Annotated in this window: 16 protein-coding genes and 1 tRNA gene; 4 read left to right on the forward strand and 13 right to left on the reverse strand. The window is 64.6% G+C overall.

The window, feature by feature from the left end; all coding sequences use genetic code 11:
* Positions 1 to 23: 23 nt before the first annotated feature.
* From DL237_RS00635 to iscR, 13 genes are all read right to left on the reverse strand, one after another.
* The gene (locus DL237_RS00635; protein WP_119397081.1) at positions 24 to 629 is read right to left on the reverse strand and encodes an ImuA family protein; all 606 of its coding nucleotides are present in this window, start codon (positions 627 to 629) and stop codon (positions 24 to 26) included.
* Positions 630 to 946: 317 nt separating this feature from the next.
* Positions 947 to 1,023, reverse strand: a tRNA-Arg gene (locus tag DL237_RS00640).
* Positions 1,024 to 1,192: 169 nt separating this feature from the next.
* A complete protein-coding gene (locus DL237_RS00645) occupies positions 1,193 to 2,203 on the reverse strand; it encodes a methyltransferase family protein (RefSeq protein WP_119397082.1) in 1,011 nt (336 codons plus the stop codon).
* A 240-nt stretch (positions 2,204 to 2,443) separates the two neighbouring features.
* The gene (locus DL237_RS00650; RefSeq protein WP_119397083.1) at positions 2,444 to 3,664 is read right to left on the reverse strand and encodes a cysteine desulfurase; all 1,221 of its coding nucleotides are present in this window, start codon (positions 3,662 to 3,664) and stop codon (positions 2,444 to 2,446) included.
* A 1-nt stretch (position 3,665) separates the two neighbouring features.
* Positions 3,666 to 4,229, reverse strand: a complete 564-nt coding sequence (locus tag DL237_RS00655; protein WP_158585570.1) for a YIP1 family protein — start codon at positions 4,227 to 4,229, stop codon at positions 3,666 to 3,668.
* Positions 4,226 to 4,729, reverse strand: a complete 504-nt coding sequence (locus tag DL237_RS00660) for a YIP1 family protein (RefSeq protein WP_119397085.1) — start codon at positions 4,727 to 4,729, stop codon at positions 4,226 to 4,228. Before DL237_RS00660 ends, DL237_RS00655 begins: the two co-directional genes overlap by 4 nt.
* A complete protein-coding gene (locus tag DL237_RS00665; RefSeq protein ID WP_119397086.1) occupies positions 4,729 to 6,030 on the reverse strand; it encodes a SufB/SufD family protein in 1,302 nt (433 codons plus the stop codon). Before DL237_RS00665 ends, DL237_RS00660 begins: the two co-directional genes overlap by 1 nt.
* The gene (sufC, locus tag DL237_RS00670) at positions 6,027 to 6,785 is read right to left on the reverse strand and encodes a Fe-S cluster assembly ATPase SufC (protein ID WP_119397087.1); all 759 of its coding nucleotides are present in this window, start codon (positions 6,783 to 6,785) and stop codon (positions 6,027 to 6,029) included. Before sufC ends, DL237_RS00665 begins: the two co-directional genes overlap by 4 nt.
* A 26-nt stretch (positions 6,786 to 6,811) precedes the next feature.
* On the reverse strand, positions 6,812 to 7,417 hold the full coding sequence (locus DL237_RS00675; RefSeq protein ID WP_119397088.1) for a hypothetical protein: 606 nt from the start codon (positions 7,415 to 7,417) through the stop codon (positions 6,812 to 6,814).
* 1 nt (position 7,418) lies between these two features.
* Complete coding sequence (locus tag DL237_RS00680; protein ID WP_119397089.1) at positions 7,419 to 7,733, reverse strand: heavy metal-binding domain-containing protein; 315 nt, start codon at positions 7,731 to 7,733, stop codon at positions 7,419 to 7,421.
* A 64-nt stretch (positions 7,734 to 7,797) separates the two neighbouring features.
* Positions 7,798 to 9,342: a Fe-S cluster assembly protein SufB gene (sufB, locus tag DL237_RS00685; protein WP_199671894.1), complete on the reverse strand. Its 1,545-nt coding sequence runs from the start codon at positions 9,340 to 9,342 to the stop codon at positions 7,798 to 7,800.
* A gap of 22 nt (positions 9,343 to 9,364) precedes the next feature.
* A complete protein-coding gene (locus DL237_RS00690; RefSeq protein ID WP_119397090.1) occupies positions 9,365 to 10,426 on the reverse strand; it encodes a cysteine desulfurase family protein in 1,062 nt (353 codons plus the stop codon).
* A gap of 177 nt (positions 10,427 to 10,603) precedes the next feature.
* Entirely contained in the window at positions 10,604 to 11,065 is a 462-nt protein-coding gene (gene iscR, locus DL237_RS00695; RefSeq protein ID WP_119397091.1) for a Fe-S cluster assembly transcriptional regulator IscR, read from the reverse strand.
* 164 nt (positions 11,066 to 11,229) lie between these two features.
* Here iscR and DL237_RS00700 point away from each other — a divergent pair, with 164 nt between their 5' ends.
* The 4 genes from DL237_RS00700 to DL237_RS00715 all read left to right on the forward strand — a co-directional run bounded on the left by DL237_RS00700 (position 11,230) and on the right by DL237_RS00715 (position 16,516).
* Positions 11,230 to 11,886 (forward strand): alpha/beta hydrolase, encoded by a 657-nt coding sequence (locus DL237_RS00700; protein ID WP_119397092.1) that lies wholly within the window; start codon positions 11,230 to 11,232, stop codon positions 11,884 to 11,886.
* Positions 11,887 to 12,112: 226 nt separating this feature from the next.
* Complete coding sequence (locus DL237_RS00705; protein ID WP_119397093.1) at positions 12,113 to 13,252, forward strand: HD domain-containing protein; 1,140 nt, start codon at positions 12,113 to 12,115, stop codon at positions 13,250 to 13,252.
* A gap of 637 nt (positions 13,253 to 13,889) precedes the next feature.
* The gene (locus DL237_RS00710) at positions 13,890 to 15,560 is read left to right on the forward strand and encodes a tetratricopeptide repeat protein (RefSeq protein WP_119397094.1); all 1,671 of its coding nucleotides are present in this window, start codon (positions 13,890 to 13,892) and stop codon (positions 15,558 to 15,560) included.
* A 53-nt stretch (positions 15,561 to 15,613) separates the two neighbouring features.
* The gene (locus DL237_RS00715; protein WP_119397095.1) at positions 15,614 to 16,516 is read left to right on the forward strand and encodes a bifunctional helix-turn-helix transcriptional regulator/GNAT family N-acetyltransferase; all 903 of its coding nucleotides are present in this window, start codon (positions 15,614 to 15,616) and stop codon (positions 16,514 to 16,516) included.
* The last annotated feature ends 232 nt before the right edge of the window (positions 16,517 to 16,748 follow it).

The raw sequence follows: 16,748 nt of genomic DNA on the forward strand, positions 1-16,748 counted from the left end.
GATGCTACGGCGGGCAAGGTGCCTCAGCCGCGCGGGCCTTGGGTGTGCTGACCCTGGGAGCCTGACCTGGCGTCCTCAGGGGGCACCACCTGCACACGACGCGCCTCATCCGACCAGCGCACATTCCAGACGCCAAGGATACCCGCCTTGTTCTTTATGATCTCCCATCGCATCAGGGTCGAAACTTCGCTCTCGGGATCGAACAGCGGGCGCACCCGCCAGCGCGTCTCAGCCGCGTTGGACCCCATCCCCTCGGGGATCAGGCACAGCCCCGTCGTGCCACCTGCCCTTGCCGCCAGTTGCAGCCGCCGCCCTTCGCGCAGATCCAGCGGGCGGGTGATGTCGATCAGAACGCAGGACAGCGCGCCATCGCGCAGCGCTTCCTCGGCCACGGCAAGACTGTCGACCTCGGTCTTTGTCTGCGCCATCAGCATACGGGACGGCTCAAATACCGACGTGATACCGACAGGATACAGTGCCTCTTTCTGACGCTGCTCCGGGCGGATCCACAACGCTCCGCCCTGCCCCGATGCCGCGACCATCGCCGCAAACGCGGCGGACCCCAGCCCGCAGCATTCGTGAACCCGCCCGACGCGCAAAGGAAAAACACTGGCGAAATCTGGCTGCATGGCGATGATCGTATCTCGACTGTTGTACCGGCAGGACCGGGCCGCGACGACCCTGGCTCGCCATCAATATCGTGTTCCCCGCACGGCGTCACATGCCCGCAAGGACAGCTCGGTTATCGAGGTCCCGTCCGATCATTTCAAGGTCAACGCGTATGACAAGACCTTGTTCTCGCAGCGGGGTCCGATCTGGGGCGCACACAGAATTATCGCCCTGCGCCAACCAGAAACGCGTCGCCCAAAGGCAAGGTTGCACCATCAAACAGGGATCGACCGGCAAAGGCAGCCCGCGGTCAAGGTGTTGAATTTTCAGGGGAAAATGGTGCACCCAATAGGATTCGAACCTATGGCCTCTGCCTTCGGAGGGCAGCGCTCTATCCAGCTGAGCTATGGGTGCCTGCGGGCGTCTATAACGGCTCGCTGAAATCTCTGCAATGGCCTGCGCACCGCGATTGCGCAGTTTTCCACCCGCACCGGACTTGGATCAACCGGACTTGGATCAACCGGGCTTGGAATACCCGGGCTTGGCCACATCAGGCGCAGGCGATCACGTCACGCATTTCGCGTCAGGCTTTGACGGCCTGCGCCAGCATGGTCATCTCGGGGATCATCGTGCGGATCGCCACATCACGAAAGCCGCCGTCGGACAATGTCTGTGTCAGCCATCCCGCATCAAGGGACCGCGCCTCGGGGGTAAAGGCGGTATGCTGCAATTGCCACAGCGCCGCGAGAGAGGGACCGGTGCGGTCCGCCTCGACAATGAAATCATGGATCAGGATCATACCGCCGGGGTTCAGAACCGACAGCGCCTTTTCGATCAGCCCGTCATGGGTTTCGCCCGGAACGCCGGAAAACAGGTAGGACATCAGCACCACGTCCTGCCCCTTGGGCCATTCGGCCTCAAGCGCGTTGCCGTCCTGATATGTGATGCGGTCGCTCAGCCCGGCCTCCTCGACATACCGCCGGCCCAGCTTGGCGACATTGGGAAACTCCAGCACGGTGGCCGTCAGATCGTCAAACGCCTTGCACAGCGTGATATCAAAGGCTGCCGTGCCACCCCCGACATCCAGCAGCGCCTTGCCCCCCGACAGATCCAGAGTTCGGGCCAGTTGCCGTGCCGGGCCCAGCGATCCGGCGTGCTGGCTTTCGGAATACAGCCGTGCCTCTTCGGGGTCGGAAAACCAATCGGCATAGCTCTGGGTCGTGCCTTCTTCCATCGTGCCCATCAGGGCGCCTTCGATCTGGTCCAGCAGCGGGTACATCTGCTTGCCGACCTGAAGGCGGATGTAGTCGCCAAAATCGTACTTGGCCCCCTTGACCAGAAAGGCCTCGGCGGCGGGAGAGTTGGAAAAGACGGCATCTTCGACACTGACCAGACCCAGCCCCGCCAGCGCGGTCAGCAGGGTCATCGCCCGATCTTCGTGGATGCCTTCGGCCTCGGCCAGCGCGGCGGCCGTCATCGGCGCCTGTGCCAGATGCGAAAACACCTTCAGTTCCAGCGCTGCGAACAACGCCTTGGACCCCATGAACCCGAATGCAATTTGCGAAATTTCGTCGGCTTCGGTCAAAAGGGTCATGGAACGCTCCTGCGGATGTGGAAAACTGACCCAAGCCTAGGCCCGTTCCCGCCACATGGGAACCCACCGGGTCAAAAACGACAGGTCCAATGTCGCTATTGCCCAATCCAACGCCGCAGAACGCCGTTTCACGCCGTGACTGTCGGTGCCTTTTGCGCACTCCGCCCTTTGGCGCATGCCGGCTGGCCCCCTATCGGGGGCTCAGCCTTCACATGGTGGGCGGGACATGCCGGGCCGGGATCACGCGAAAAGGTCGTGCGCCAGTTCCAGCGCCTCGATCAGCACATCCACCTCGGCTTCGGTGTTGTACATGGCCAGGCTGGCACGGCAGCTCGCGGCGATCCCCAGCGTTTCCATCAACGGACCCGCGCAATGATGCCCGGCGCGCACCGCCACGCCCTTCTTGTCGAGGATGGTCGAAATGTCATGCGCATGGGCCGCGCCGTCCAACGTAAAGCTGAAGATGCCGCCCTTGCCCGGTGCATTGCCCTGGACGTTCAGCCAGTTCAGGCCATGCAGCTTTTCCGTCGTATAGGCCGTCAGCGCCATCTCGTGTGCGTGAATGGCCTCCATGCCGATGCCGGTCATGTAATCGAGCGCCACGCCAAGTCCGATCATCTGAACGATGCCGGGCGTACCCGCCTCGAACTTCATCGGCGGGTCGTTGTAGATCACCGCGTCGCGGCTGACCTCGCGGATCATGTCGCCGCCGCCCAGGAACGGGCGCATCTGCGCCAACCGGCTGGCACGGCAATAGATCGCACCGGACCCCGACGGGCCATACAGCTTGTGACCGGTGATGGCGTAGAAATCACAGCCGATGTCCTGAACATCGACAGGCATGTGCACCGCCGCCTGCGATCCATCGATCAGCGTGGCAATACCGCGCGCCTGCGCGGCGGCGCAGATCGCCTTGACGTCGACGACGGTGCCCAGAACATTGGACATCTGCGTGATCGCCACCAGTTTCGTGCGTGGCCCCATGGCCGCGATCACGGCCTCCGGGTCCAGCGATCCGTCGGCGTCGACATCGACCCATTTCAGGACAACGCCCATACGCTCGCGCAGGAAATGCCAGGGCACGATATTGGCATGATGCTCCATCACCGACAGGACGATCTCGTCACCGGCCTGCAACCGGGGCATCGCCCAGGAATAGGCCACCATGTTGATGCCTTCGGTGGTGCCCGAATTCATCACGATCTCGTCTTCGCTGGCCGCGTTCAGGAACCGTGCGATGGTACCGCGCACCGCCTCGTACTTGTCCGTGGCCAGGTTCGACAGGAAATGCAGGCCCCGGTGCACATTGGCATATTCGTGCGAATAGGCCTGCGTGATCGCGTCGATCACCACCTGCGGCTTTTGCGCCGAGGCGCCGTTGTCCAGATAGACCAGCGGCTTGTCGTTCACGGTGCGCGACAGGATCGGGAAATCGGCACGGATTGCATTGACGTCGAACATATCAGACCTCCACGGGCGCAACGCCCATAGCAGACAGCAGCACCGAAAGAACCAGCACGGCAGAAACAAAAGTGACACCGACGACCCCGACCGCCTTCAGGCGGGTTTCAAAGCCATGGGCGGCCGCGACAAAGCTGATCATCATGTAGATGCCCCAGATCCCTGCTGCCATCCCGATCAGCCAGGCCAGCGCGGGCACCAGCATCCCGACAACGCTCAGCACGACCTGCGCGGCCAGCCGCAGGATCTGCAACCACAGCGTCACCCGCAACAGCGTCGTCGTCGTGCCGGTCCCGCCGAACATCCGCCCGACCACGGCAAGGATCGCGGCGCTGCCCCAGACAACCGCGCCGACCAGAGCCGCCAGCACGATCGGCGAGGCGAACCCACCGGGAAAGAAATCCACCGGCAACAGCAGGCCATACAACAGCCCGTTCAGCACCGCGACCAGCGCCAGCGTCAGCGGCACCACCGCCGGATTCAGCGACGTCGCCACCAGCAGCGGCGCTGCGGCCTGCGGGTTGAGGATGCTTTGACGCGCAAGGTCAAACCAGGATGAAGTCATGCGTGGCGGCTCCCCGATTGCGGGCTGAAGTGCGCTTCGATCAGCCCGGCCATCCAGAACACCAGGACGGCGAGGCACCATAATATTCCGACTGCGCTGCTGGCCGGTCCGGAGCCGATGAAACCACCGACCAGGCCGTCCAGCAGCATCAGCGGCATTGCCGCGGCAAAGGCCCAGAACAGCGCGATCCGGCTGGCATAGGCACTGCCCCGCCCGCCGAAAAGCCGCGCCACCAGATGCGTCAGCGCCGCCAGCACGTACATGATCAGCGGCAGGATGAAGACCAGACCCAGCAACGACCCACCCAGCAACATTTGCAGGTCTTCGCCGCTGGCATCGGCCTGGCGCACCAGCCGGGGCCATTGCGCGACAAACGCCATTGTCCCCGCGCCCATGGCCAGCACCAGCGCGCGATCCTCGCGCACGCCCGCCGCCAGCAAGTGGCGGATGACGCGGCGGGGATGCAGATAGGTTGCCCCGATATTCCCGAGCAGCGACATCAGTCGATGCGACGGTCCAGCCAGGCGCGCAACCGCTCCAGCAGGACGTCACGCAACGCTTCGTCCTCGATCTCCTCCAGCGCCTGCGCCAGAAAGGCAAGCGTCAGCAGGTTTGTCGCCTCGGCCTCGCCCACACCCCGGGCGCGCAGGTAAAACAGCGCATCCTCGTCGATCGCGCCGCTGGTCGAGCCGTGCGAACAGGCCACATCATCGGCATAGATTTCCAACTCGGGCTTGGCCAGGAATTCGCTGTCACCATCCAGCAAAAGCGATTGGCTCAGCTGATACCCATCGGTCTTCTGCGCGCCCGGCTTGACCAGGATCTTGCCCTGGAAAATGCCCTTCGCGCCATTGCGCAAAACCTTCTTGAATACCTGACGGCTTTCGCAGTTCAGCGCATCGTGGGTGACAAACACCGTATCGTCGTGCAGGAAATCCCCGTCGCCCATGCAGGCGCCGGCCACATGCGCCACGGCGTCGTCCCCGACCATCTCGATGATGCATTCGTTGCGGGTCAGCACGCCGTTGGCGGTCAGGGTAAAGCTCTTGAACAGGGCCTCGGCCTTGATGCGGGCAAAGATATGCGTAACGGCGCGGCGTTCATGATCACGCCCCTGGGCGCGGACGTGGTGAAACTTCGCACCCTCTCCGACCTCGACCTCCATCACCTTGTTGAACCGGGCGGCAGCGGGGCCGTTTTCCAGCAAGGTCAACTCGGCTCCGTCGTCCAGCTTGATCACGTGGTGCATCATCACGTCGGATGCAGTGTCGCGATGGTGATAGACGATCGACACGGCCTTGTCGGTCTTGCCGCTGACGCGGATCAGCAGGCCATCGGTTGCCGCCCAGGTGTTCAGCGCCGCCAGCGGGCGCGGCACCGGGTCCTGCCCGGCCGTCTCCAGCTTGCCATACAGCGCCTTGGCCCAGTGAATGTCGGATCCCGCCTGCGACAGCCGTTCGATGGTCACGCCCGCCGGGGCCAGTTCATCACTTTCCTCGGGGTCGAAAACGCCATCGACAAAGACGATCTTGACGCGGTTCATATCGCCAAAGACTTCGGGTTCGCCACTGTGGAACACGGCGGCGGCCGGCGCCTCGGGCTGAACCAGCGTCTGCGGCCGCGTGAACTTCCAGTACTCATCGCGCGCACCGGGCAGCCCCATCGCGCGCAATCGGGCCAGCGCGTCGCTGCGCGGCTCGGCGCTCCAGCCGCGTACATCGGGCGTGCCGATGGCCGCGATGCGGGCCTCGGTCGCGTCGATCTTGGCCTGCGTCAGTTTCGGTTTGCTCGGTGCGATCATACCTGCGCCTCCGCCAGCAGATCCGCATAGCCGTTCTCTTCGACTTCCAGTGCCAGCTCGGGCCCGCCGGTCTTGATGATGCGGCCATTCGACATGATGTGCACGACGTCCGGTTTGATGTGATCCAGCAGACGCTGATAGTGGGTGATCACCAGGAACGACCGCTTGCCGTCGCGCAGCGCATTCACGCCCTCCGACACCAGTTTCATCGCGTCGACATCCAGGCCCGAATCCGTTTCGTCCAGGATGCACATCTTAGGCTCCAGCATGGCCATCTGAAGGATCTCGTTGCGCTTCTTCTCGCCCCCGGAAAAGCCGACGTTGACGGGGCGTTTCAGCATCTCTGCATCAATCTTCAGGCTCTTGGCCTTTTCCCGCACGGCCTTCAGGAATTCCGCCGCACTCAGCTCGTCTTCGCCGCGCGCCTTGCGCTGCGAATTCACCGCGGTACGCAGGAACGTCATGTTGCCGACGCCGGGGATCTCGACCGGGTACTGGAACGCCAGGAACAGACCCGCCGCGGCGCGCGCCTCGGGGTCCATGTCCAGCAGATCGTGATCCAGCAACCGGGCCGAACCGTCGGTCACCTCGTAACCGCCCTTGCCCGACAGGACATAGGACAGGGTCGATTTGCCCGACCCGTTCGGGCCCATGATCGCATGTACCGTACCAGGCTCGATCGTCAGGTCGACGCCCTTCAGGATCTGCTTGTCTTCTTCTTCAAGTTTGACGTGCAGGTTCTTGATTTCCAGCATGTTTTGTCCTTTCTTCACGCGACGCCTCAGGCGCGCGTCATCATTCTGAATACGTCCAGCAGCCGGTCCGCCGGGACCGCCATCGGCGCAATGTCGAATACGGCCAGACGGCCGATATGTGTCGGTTGGCCCACAAATGCCTCGATCTCGTGGTAATGCGGGCGGTTAACATAATCGTCGAACAGCAGGGTCACGGGCCGGGTGATGCGAAACGCCGTTGCCAGCACGCAGCCGGTGCGAAACCGCCCGTCCACCAGCACCACGTCAGGGTGCGGCATGTCGGGCCGGTCCCAGACCGCCAGCGGATAGGCCGCGAACCTGCGCCACTGGCTGTCATCCAGCGGATAGCCCCAGTTCTCCATCGGGCCGATATCGGCATGCACCACCTCGACGGACGATGCCGGCGGGTTGGCGACAAACCAGTCGCGCATCATCTGCGCCCATTGCCCGTCGCTTTCAACGCTGGTGATCTGCTTGCCCGGCATTTCAGCCGCCATGACGGTCGACCCGCCAGATCCGTACTCGAGGATCACGTCGGCCTCGCCATAGGCCAGCCGCACGGCATCTGCGACCTTCGCGGGAAAGGTCAGCTGCGGCCGCTCGGGCAGGCTGTCTTGCAGGGCCGGGGTCATCTTACGCGACCACCACCGCCGTACCGGAGACACTGACCATCAGCATGGAATCTCCCACCACTTCATAGTCCAGGTCGATCCCCACCACGGCATTGGCCCCCAGTGCGGCGGCGCGCTGTTCCAGCTCGTGCATGGCGGTGTCGCGGGCGTCCTGAAGCTTGCTTTCGTAAGCTCCCGAACGGCCCCCGATGATGTCGGTGATACCGGCAAAGAAATCGCGCACGACATTGGCCCCCATGATCGCCTCGCCCACCACGATTCCGCGGTAGTCGGCGATCTTGCGGCCCTCGATGCTGTTCGTCGTCGTCAGGATCATGTCGTGTTCCTCAGCCAAGCGTGGGGTGCGCCCACAGTCGGGCGCACCGGGGGATCGGGCCTGATCAGCCCACCGACCCTTCCAGAGAGATCGCGACCAGCTGCTGTGCCTCCATCGCGAATTCCATCGGCAGCGCCTGCAACACGTCGCGACAGAACCCGTTGACCACCAGCGCCACGGCAGCCTCCTCGTCCATGCCGCGTTGACGGCAATAGAACAGCTGTTCGTCGTCCACCTTCGATGTCGTCGCCTCGTGCTCGACCCGCGACGAATTGTTCTTCACTTCGATGTAGGGCACCGTATGGGCCCCGCATTGATCCCCGATTAGCAGGCTGTCGCACTGGGTATAGTTCCGGCTTTCCCGGGCCTTCGGGTGCATCGAGACGAGACCGCGATAGGTGTTCTGCGCGCGGCCGGCACTGATCCCCTTCGACACGATCCGGCTTTTCGTGTTCTTGCCAAGATGGATCATCTTGGTGCCGGTATCGGCCTGCTGCATGTTGTTGGCGATGGCGATCGAATAGAACTCGCCCTGGCTGTCGTTGCCGCGCAGGATGCAGGACGGGTACTTCCAGGTCACGGCAGACCCGGTTTCGACCTGCGTCCACATCACCTTGGCCCGGTCGCCCCGGCAATCGGCCCGCTTGGTGACAAAGTTGTAGATGCCGCCCTTGCCGTTCTCATCGCCCGGATACCAGTTCTGCACCGTGGAATATTTCACCTCGGCGTCTTCCTCGATGATGATCTCGACGACGGCCGCGTGCAGCTGCGCGATGTCACGCTGCGGCGCGGTACAGCCCTCAAGATAGCTGACATAGCTGCCCTTGTCGGCGATGATCAGCGTGCGTTCGAACTGGCCGGTGTTTTCGGCGTTGATGCGGAAATAGGTGCTCAGCTCCATCGGGCAGCGCACACCGGGCGGCACGTAGACGAACGAGCCATCGGAAAACACGGCCGAATTCAGCGTCGCGTAAAAGTTGTCCGACACCGGCACGACCGAGCCGAGGTATTTCTTCACCAGCTCGGGGTGATCGCGGATTGCCTCCGAGATGGAGCAGAAGATCACGCCCGCCGCCTTCAGTTCCTTCTGGAACGTCGTGCCGACCGAGACGGAATCGAACACCGCATCCACCGCGACGCGGCGTTCGGGCTTGTCCTCGTCCAGCTCGTCCGCGCCCTCGACCCCGGCCAGGATCAGTTGCTCTTTCAGCGGAATGCCCAGCTTCTTGTAGGTTTCCAGCAGCTTGGGGTCGACATCGTCCAGCGATTTCGGCTTTTCTTCCATGCTTTTGGGGCGGGCATAGTAATACTGGTTCTGGAAATCGATCTCTGGATACTCGACCATGGCCCAGGTCGGTTCTTCCTTTTCCAGCCAGCGGCGATAGGCCTGCAAACGCCAGTCCAGCATCCACTCCGGCTCGCCGTTCTTGTCCGAGATCAAACGAACGATATCCTCGCTCAGCCCCAGCGGGGCATAGTCCATCTCGATATCCGTGTTCCAGCCATACTTGTAGGCTCCGCCAACCTTGCGGACCGCATCTACGGTCTCTTGATCGACGCCTTCCTTGACATCAGCATTGGTGACGTCGGGCGTGTCCATCTTGGTCATGGCATCTCGTCCTGTTCGCTGCTCACGCCGCCTTGGCGCGATGTTTCGTCCGTTGCGCCAGCCAGACCCTGGCAAAGCGCTCAATTTCATCGTCCGTCGTCCACGGACCCAAGGATACCCGCAGCGCACCGCTGGCAGCCTCGTCGTCGAATCCCATGGCGCGCAACACCTTGCTGGCGCGCACCTTGCCGCTGGAACAGGCCGATCCCGCGCTGACCGCGATCCCCGCCAAATCCATCTGCATCACCTGCGTTTCGCCCTTCCATCCGGGCGAGATCAGGTTGCTCGTGTTGGGCAGGCGCTTTGGCCCTGTTCCGGCCTGCGCGTCAAGCCCTGCAATTGCCAGATCCGGCACCGCATCGCGCAGCATCGCCTCCATCCGGTCGCGCCGCGCGGCGACCTCGTCCCACAGACCGGCATCCAGATCCCGCGCAGCCGCTTCTGCCGCCGCCCCGAACCCGGCGATGCCGATCACGTTTTCCGTGCCCGCACGGCGGCCCATTTCCTGACCACCGCCGCGGATCTGCGCGGCAAGGTCGGTGCCCCGTTTCATCACCAGCGCGCCGATCCCCTTGGGACCGCCCAGCTTGTGCGCCGAGACCAACCCCATCTGGCACCCGAGCCAGTTGAACGCAATGGGCAGCTTGCCAAATGCCTGCGTCAGGTCGCTGACGGCCAGCCCCTCCGGCAGGGTCTGAACCACGCCGGTCTCACTGTTGGCCAGTTGCAGGGCCGCGCCCGCAGGCTCCGCCACGCTGACCCGGCCCAGGCCATCGACCGGCAGTTTCTCGCCCGCCCAGGCCAGCAGCGCGTCGTGTTCCACCTGCGCCATCGCCAGGTTGCGCCCGGCCAGCGCCAGCGCGGCTCCCTCGGTCGACCCCGAAACAAAGACGATATCGGCGCCCTCGGCCCCGAGCGCCGCCGCAACCTGCGCCCGCGCCCGCTCGATCAGCGATTTCGCCCCGCGCCCCTCGGCATGAACCGAAGACGGGTTGCCCGACACATCCATCGCCGCGATCATCGCGTCGCGCGCCTCGGGGCGCAGCGGCGTTGTCGCGTTGTGATCCAGATAGAGCCGAGCCATCGTGGCAAACCCCCTTCGCCACATCGGTGACGACCTATTCATGTTGTACCGACAAAGGCGACCAGACCCGGCAGCCCCCGGCGTCAGGGGGCATCTTCGCCCCCCTCGGCCCGGCTTTTCCTGCCCGACGACACATCCGTCGGGTCATGTGTTGTTCCCGCGCCGAACAGGCGCTGTTCAGGCCTCGTCGACGATTTCGAACAGGTTCGGCACCGCCGGACAGGGCGCCAGTTCGTTGCGCACCACATCGCCCAGCGTCGTCTGGTGCAGGAACACGTAGACATGCGCGCTCAGCCCCTCCCACAGACGGTTCGTCATCGACTGGGCCCGGCTGCCCGACGTCGCACCCGACGCCCCGGCGCCCTTGTGCATCGCGCTGACCGTCTCATCGACCGCCGCCAGAATGTCGACCACCCGGATCTCCATCGGGGCCTTGGCCAGGCGATACCCGCCGCCGGGCCCGCGCACGCTGACCACCAGACCCGACCGGCGCAGCTTGACGAAAAGCTGTTCCAGATAGGGCAACGACACCGACTGGCGCCGCGAGATATCCCCGAGCGCGACAAGCGAATCCGCCGGTTGCAGGGCAATATCGGCCAGCGCGACCATGGCATAACGCCCCTTGGTACTCAGTTTCACGCGGAACTCCTTGCCCGACGGGTTGATTTCATTGACCTTAGCGCCCGCGCAGACTATCTGGCTGGATAGCCCGCGCCGGACCCGTTCGGCCGGTTTAGAATATTTCTAAGGTGCCCGATAAAATTCGTCAAGAATATAGCACCACACACGAGGATTACTCCATAATGCCCGAGGTCATCTTTCCCGGACCCGAAGGTCGCCTTGAAGGGCGTTACCACCCCCAAAAAGACCGTGACGCGCCCATTGCCATCGTCCTGCACCCGCATCCGCAGTTCGGCGGCACGATGAACAACAAGATCGTCTACAACCTGCACTACGCCTTCTACAACATGGGCTTCACCGTCCTGCGGTTCAACTTCCGTGGCGTCGGTCGCTCGCAAGGCGAATACGATCAGGGTATCGGTGAATTGTCCGACGCGGCCTCGGCCCTGGATTACCTGCAATCCATGAACAGCAATTCCAAGCATTGCTGGGTTGCGGGCTTTTCCTTCGGTGCGTGGATCGGCATGCAATTGCTGATGCGCCGGCCCGAAATCACCGGTTTCATTTCGGTCAGCCCGCCCGCCAACATGTACGACTTTTCGTTCCTGGCGCCCTGCCCGGCCTCCGGCCTGATCATCAACGGCGGTGCCGATCGTGTTGCGCCGCCTGCCGATACCGCCAACCTGGTGTCCAAGCTGCAGGAGCAGAAGGGCATCACCGTCACGCACGACCAGGTGGATGGCGCGGGCCACTTCTTCTCCGACGGCGATCAGCTGGACAACATGATCGGCACCGTCAGCGATTACGTCAAACGCCGCCTGACCGAAACCAGCCGCTGAAAATCCGCCCCGCGGCCCCCTTCACTGGGGTCGGGGGCACCCGGCTGCCCGTTTCCCACGTCCGTCCGCCCGCTCTGCACGGCCATCCCCTCTGCACGGCCATCCCCTCTGGACGGACTTCCGCTCAGACCCTGCGCCCCCCGCATCATCGCCGCGCGCCGCTGACTTGCGCTTTTGCCGCCACGGGCATACCCCTGCGCCAATTGCCGCAGATCGGACACGCCCCATGGATACCAGACGCCTCGACGCCCAGCTCGCCTTTCTGACCGAGGCCGACCGGCTCAAGAGCGTGACGCGCGCCTCTACCCTGACCGACCAGTCGCGCGCCGAAAATACCGCCGAACATTCCTGGCAGGCCGCGCTCGCCGCGCTGATCTTTCTGCCCGGCCTTGCCCCCGACCGACTGGACCGCATCCTTGCGATGCTGCTGCTGCATGACCTGGTCGAGATCGACGCAGGCGACCAACCCATCGACCTGCCCCACGATGCCGATGCACTGGCGCGCGCCGAACAGGCCGCCGCCGCCCGCCTGTTCGCCCTGCTGCCCGGCGATCAGGGGGCAGAGTTTCATACGCTCTGGTCCGAGTTCGAGGCGAACCGGACCGCAGATGCCCGCCTTGCCAAGTCCATCGATTACGCCGTCCCGGTGATCCAGGTCTGGGCCGCCAGCCCGCGCCGCGCCGATCACGAAAAGGTGGCCCGCGACAATTGCGCCACGGGCCGGGCCCGCCTGATCGAACAGACCCTGCCCGACCTCTTCAGCCACCTCGCCTCGGAACTGGCGGGGGCCGATCCTGTGGTCGCCGCCCGCGCCGCCTTCGTGGCCGAGGCCGACCGGCTCAAGACCATCACCCGCGCCACCACGCTCTGCGATGGCTCGCGGTTCGAAAATTCCGCCGAACATTCCTGGCACCTCGCGCTCTATGCGCTGACCCTGGCCGAACACGCACCGGCAGGCGTCGCGCCGTTTCGGGTGATCCGCATGTTGCTGCTGCACGACCTTGTCGAAATCGACGCGGGCGATGCCCCGATTTATGCCCAGACCGCGGCGTCCCAGGCCGCCATGGCCGACCTGGAAGAAGCCGCCGCCGCCCGCCTGTTCGGGTTGCTGCCCGCCGATCAGGGGGCCGACCTGAACGCCCTTTGGCATGAATTCGAGGAGGCCGAGACGCCCGACGCCCGTTTTGCCAAGGCACTGGACCGGTTTCAGCCGCCCATGCAGAACATCGCCTCCGACGGTGTGTCCTGGCGCAGCAACAACGTCACCTACCAGATGGTCGATGCCCGTGTCGGCGCAGCCGTGCGTCGCTCGCTTCCCGATCTCTGGGCGCATGTCGCCCCCCGGATCGCGGCCCTGCTGGACTGATCCTCCCCGCCGCGCCGACCTGATCGCCCGCCATCCACCGCCCTGCCGCACCCTGCCGCGCAGGCGCTCCCTTGTCGGTGCGGGCCCTCGGCGTCGGACCCCAAGGCGCAGGCGTCCCCGTGGTCGGTTCCTCGCATTGGTGTAGGACCTTGCCGCATGGGCGCCCCCTCATCCGTCCCTCGCATTGGTGTCGGCCCTGCCGCACCGTCGTCGTCCGTGCCTGTCCTTGGTATCAATGCCTGTCGTCGGTGCCGGGCCCTACCGCGCTGACGTCTTTTCCGTCGGTGCCTCACGTTGATGCCAGACTCTACTGCAATGGCACCCCTCATCCGTGCCTCGCATTGGTGTCGGCCCCTACCGCACCGTCGTCGTCCGTGCCTGTCCTTGGTATCAATGCCTGTCTTCGGTGTCGGGCTCTACCGCGCTGACGTCCTTTTCGTCGGTGCCTCACGTTGACGCCAGACTCTGCTGCAATGGCACCCCCTCATCCGTGCCTCGCGTTGGTATCGGCCCCTGCCACGCTGGCACCCCCCCACGGCACCATCGTATCCCGCTCTCCTCGGCTCCCTGCTGCCGAACCCTCTGGCCTAAGGTCGTACGATCCGCCATCCTGCGCCCGAACGACAAGGACCGGCGCATGGACCCGTATTTCGACCTCGGCAGCTACAGCTTTCCCATCACCACGACGTCGCCGGAGGCGCAGATGTGGTTCGATCGCGGGCTGATCTGGACCTATGGCTATCACCACGAAGAGGCGCTGACCTGCTTTCAGCGCGCGCTCGACAGCGACCCGACCTGCGCCATGGCGCAGTGGGGCATCGCCTACGCCAGCGGACCGAATTACAACTACCCTTGGGCGCTTCAGGACGATCAGACCCGCAGCATCGCCTTGACCCGGGCTCGTACTGCAATGCAGGCCGCGCTTGCCCTGGTCGGGGATGTCACCCCGACCGAAGCGGCATTGATCAACGCCCTGCCCGCGCGCTATCCGCAAGACTGCCCTGCCCCGGATATGCAAAACTGGGACCACGACTTTGCAAATGCCATGCGCGCCGTCCACGCGCGCTGTCCCACCTCGCCCGAGGTTGCGACGGTCTTTGCCGAAAGCCTGCTGAATCTCACCCCGTGGCAGATGTGGGATCTCGCCACCGGCGCGCCCACCAGCCCGGCCACCACCGAATGCCGCGCCGTACTGGAAACCGCCCTGAACCAGCCGGGCGCCCTTCAGCACCCCGGCCTGCTGCACCTCTACATTCACCTGATGGAGATGTCCCCGACACCCGAAGCCGCGCTGCCTGCCGCCGATGCCCTGCGCCACCTGGTGCCGGATGCCGGGCACCTGGTGCACATGCCGACCCACATCGACGTGCTCTGCGGCGATTATGCCAGCGTGGTGGCCGGCAACCAGCGCGCGGTCATCGCCGACATGAAATGGTACAGGCGTCACGGCGGCATGGATTTCTATACCGGCTATCGTCAGCACAACCTGCATTTCGTGCTCTACGGCGCGCTGTTCCTTGGCCAGTTCGAACCGGCGATGCAGGCGGTGCGCGACCTGCGCGCCACCACCCCCGATGACATGCTGCGCATCGAAAGCCCGCCGATGGCCGATTTCTTCGAATCCTTCCTCGGCTTCGAACCCCATGTCCTGATCCGCTTCGGTCGCTGGCAGCAGCTCATCGACATGCCGTTGCCCGACGACCCCGAGCTGTTTCCCTGCCTGACGGCCTTCACGCTCTACGGCAAGGCGCTCGCCCTTGCGGCCCTTGGTGAGGTCGAGCGCGCGCTTGTCGCGGAACAGGCGTTCCTGTCGGCGGCCGCGCGCGTTCCGCCGTCGCGGTTGCTGCACAACAACCGCGTCGTCGACCTGATCGAAGTTGCTCGCGCCATGCTGCGCGGCGAAATCCTCTATCGCCAGGGGGCGTACGATGCCGCCTTCGCGGCCCTGCGTCACTCCATCGCTCTCGACGACGCGCTGCCCTATGACGAGCCTTGGGGCTGGATGCAGCCACCGCGCCACGCCCTTGGCGCGCTGCTATTCGAACAGGGCCACCTGGCCGAGGCGGAGCAGACCTATCGCACCGACCTCGGGCTGGCCGGCACGCTATCCCGCGCCTCGATCCATCCCGATAACGTCTGGTCCCTCAAGGGTCTGCACGATTGCCTCGTCGCGCGCGGCGACACGAATGAGGAACCCCATGTTCGCCAGCGCCTCGACCTTGCCCTGGCGCGGGCCGACACTGCCGTCGCCGCCTCCTGCTTCTGTGCCCGCGCCGCGATGGACAGCGGCTGCTGCGGCAATAGCTGACCATCGTCAGATATCTATTGACGTCGCGCCATTACCTGACCTAAGTCAGCGATATGAGCCATGATCCCGTTGCCCGCTTTCGCCGTTTCAGCCGCGCCGTCACGACCGAGGTCGGCGCGCTCGATCATTCCTTCCTGGGGCGTGGCCGTCCGCTGGGGGCCGCCCGCGTGCTTAACGCGATCGGCCATGGCATGACCGAAGTATCTGAAATCCGTGACTATCTCGGGCTGGACTCGAGCCTGATGAGCCGCCTTTTGCGCAGCCTCGAATCCGAAGGCCTGGTGCATACCGCGCCTCACCCCGACGACGCCCGCCGCCGCATTGCGCATCTGACCCCCAGAGGAGAGGGTGAGTTCACCGCCTACGAGGCGCTCTCGAACAGCCGCGCGCAGGCGCTTCTTGCGCGTCACCCGAAACCGCAGGCGTTGCTGGCGGCGATGGATCTGGTTGCCTCCGCGCTTGGGCGCGACCGCATCGCGCTGGTCGAGGATGACCCCCGTTCCGACGTCGCACGCCACTGCCTTTCGGAATATTACGGCGAACTCGGGCGCCGCTTTGCGCGCGGCTTCGACGTGTCGCTGTCACGGGATCCAGACGCGGCCGACATGACGCGCCCGCGTGGCACCTTCTTGCTCGCTCTGTCCGATGGCCTGCCGCTGGGGTGTGTCGGCCTCAAGGGCAGCGCCGGTTCCCGCGCCGAACACGCGCCCCGCATCGCCGAGGTCAAGCGCCTCTGGGTTTCGCCCGCCGCCCGTGGCCTTGGCCTCGCGCGCGATCTCATGACCCGGTTGGAACAGGACGCGCGCGATCTCGGCTACAGCCACCTGCGGCTGGACACAAACAGCGCCCTGCCCGAAGCGGTTCAGCTCTACCGCGCCAGCGGCTGGTCCGAGATCGCGCGTTTCAACGACGATCCCTATCCCGACCTCTTCTTCGAGAAACAGATACAGCCCTGACACCCCACAGCGGCTGGCGCGACCCACACCGCACTGCCGCCAGCGATCCGGACGCGCTCGGGCACCGATGCACTCGGCTTATCACGCAGCGACACCGCCTTTCCCACTTCCGCCTTTCCCGGTCGGCCAGCGCAGCGGTTGCCAGACGCAGAGGGCATCGCGTCACGCAGGGGCCGCGTTGTGGCCCCTAGCCGTTTCCCCTGTCGCTCACCCCTCGCTCCCCCCACGGTCC

The organism is Pseudooceanicola sediminis, assembly GCF_003575965.1.
Classification (GTDB): Bacteria; Pseudomonadota; Alphaproteobacteria; order Rhodobacterales; family Rhodobacteraceae; genus Pseudooceanicola; species Pseudooceanicola sediminis.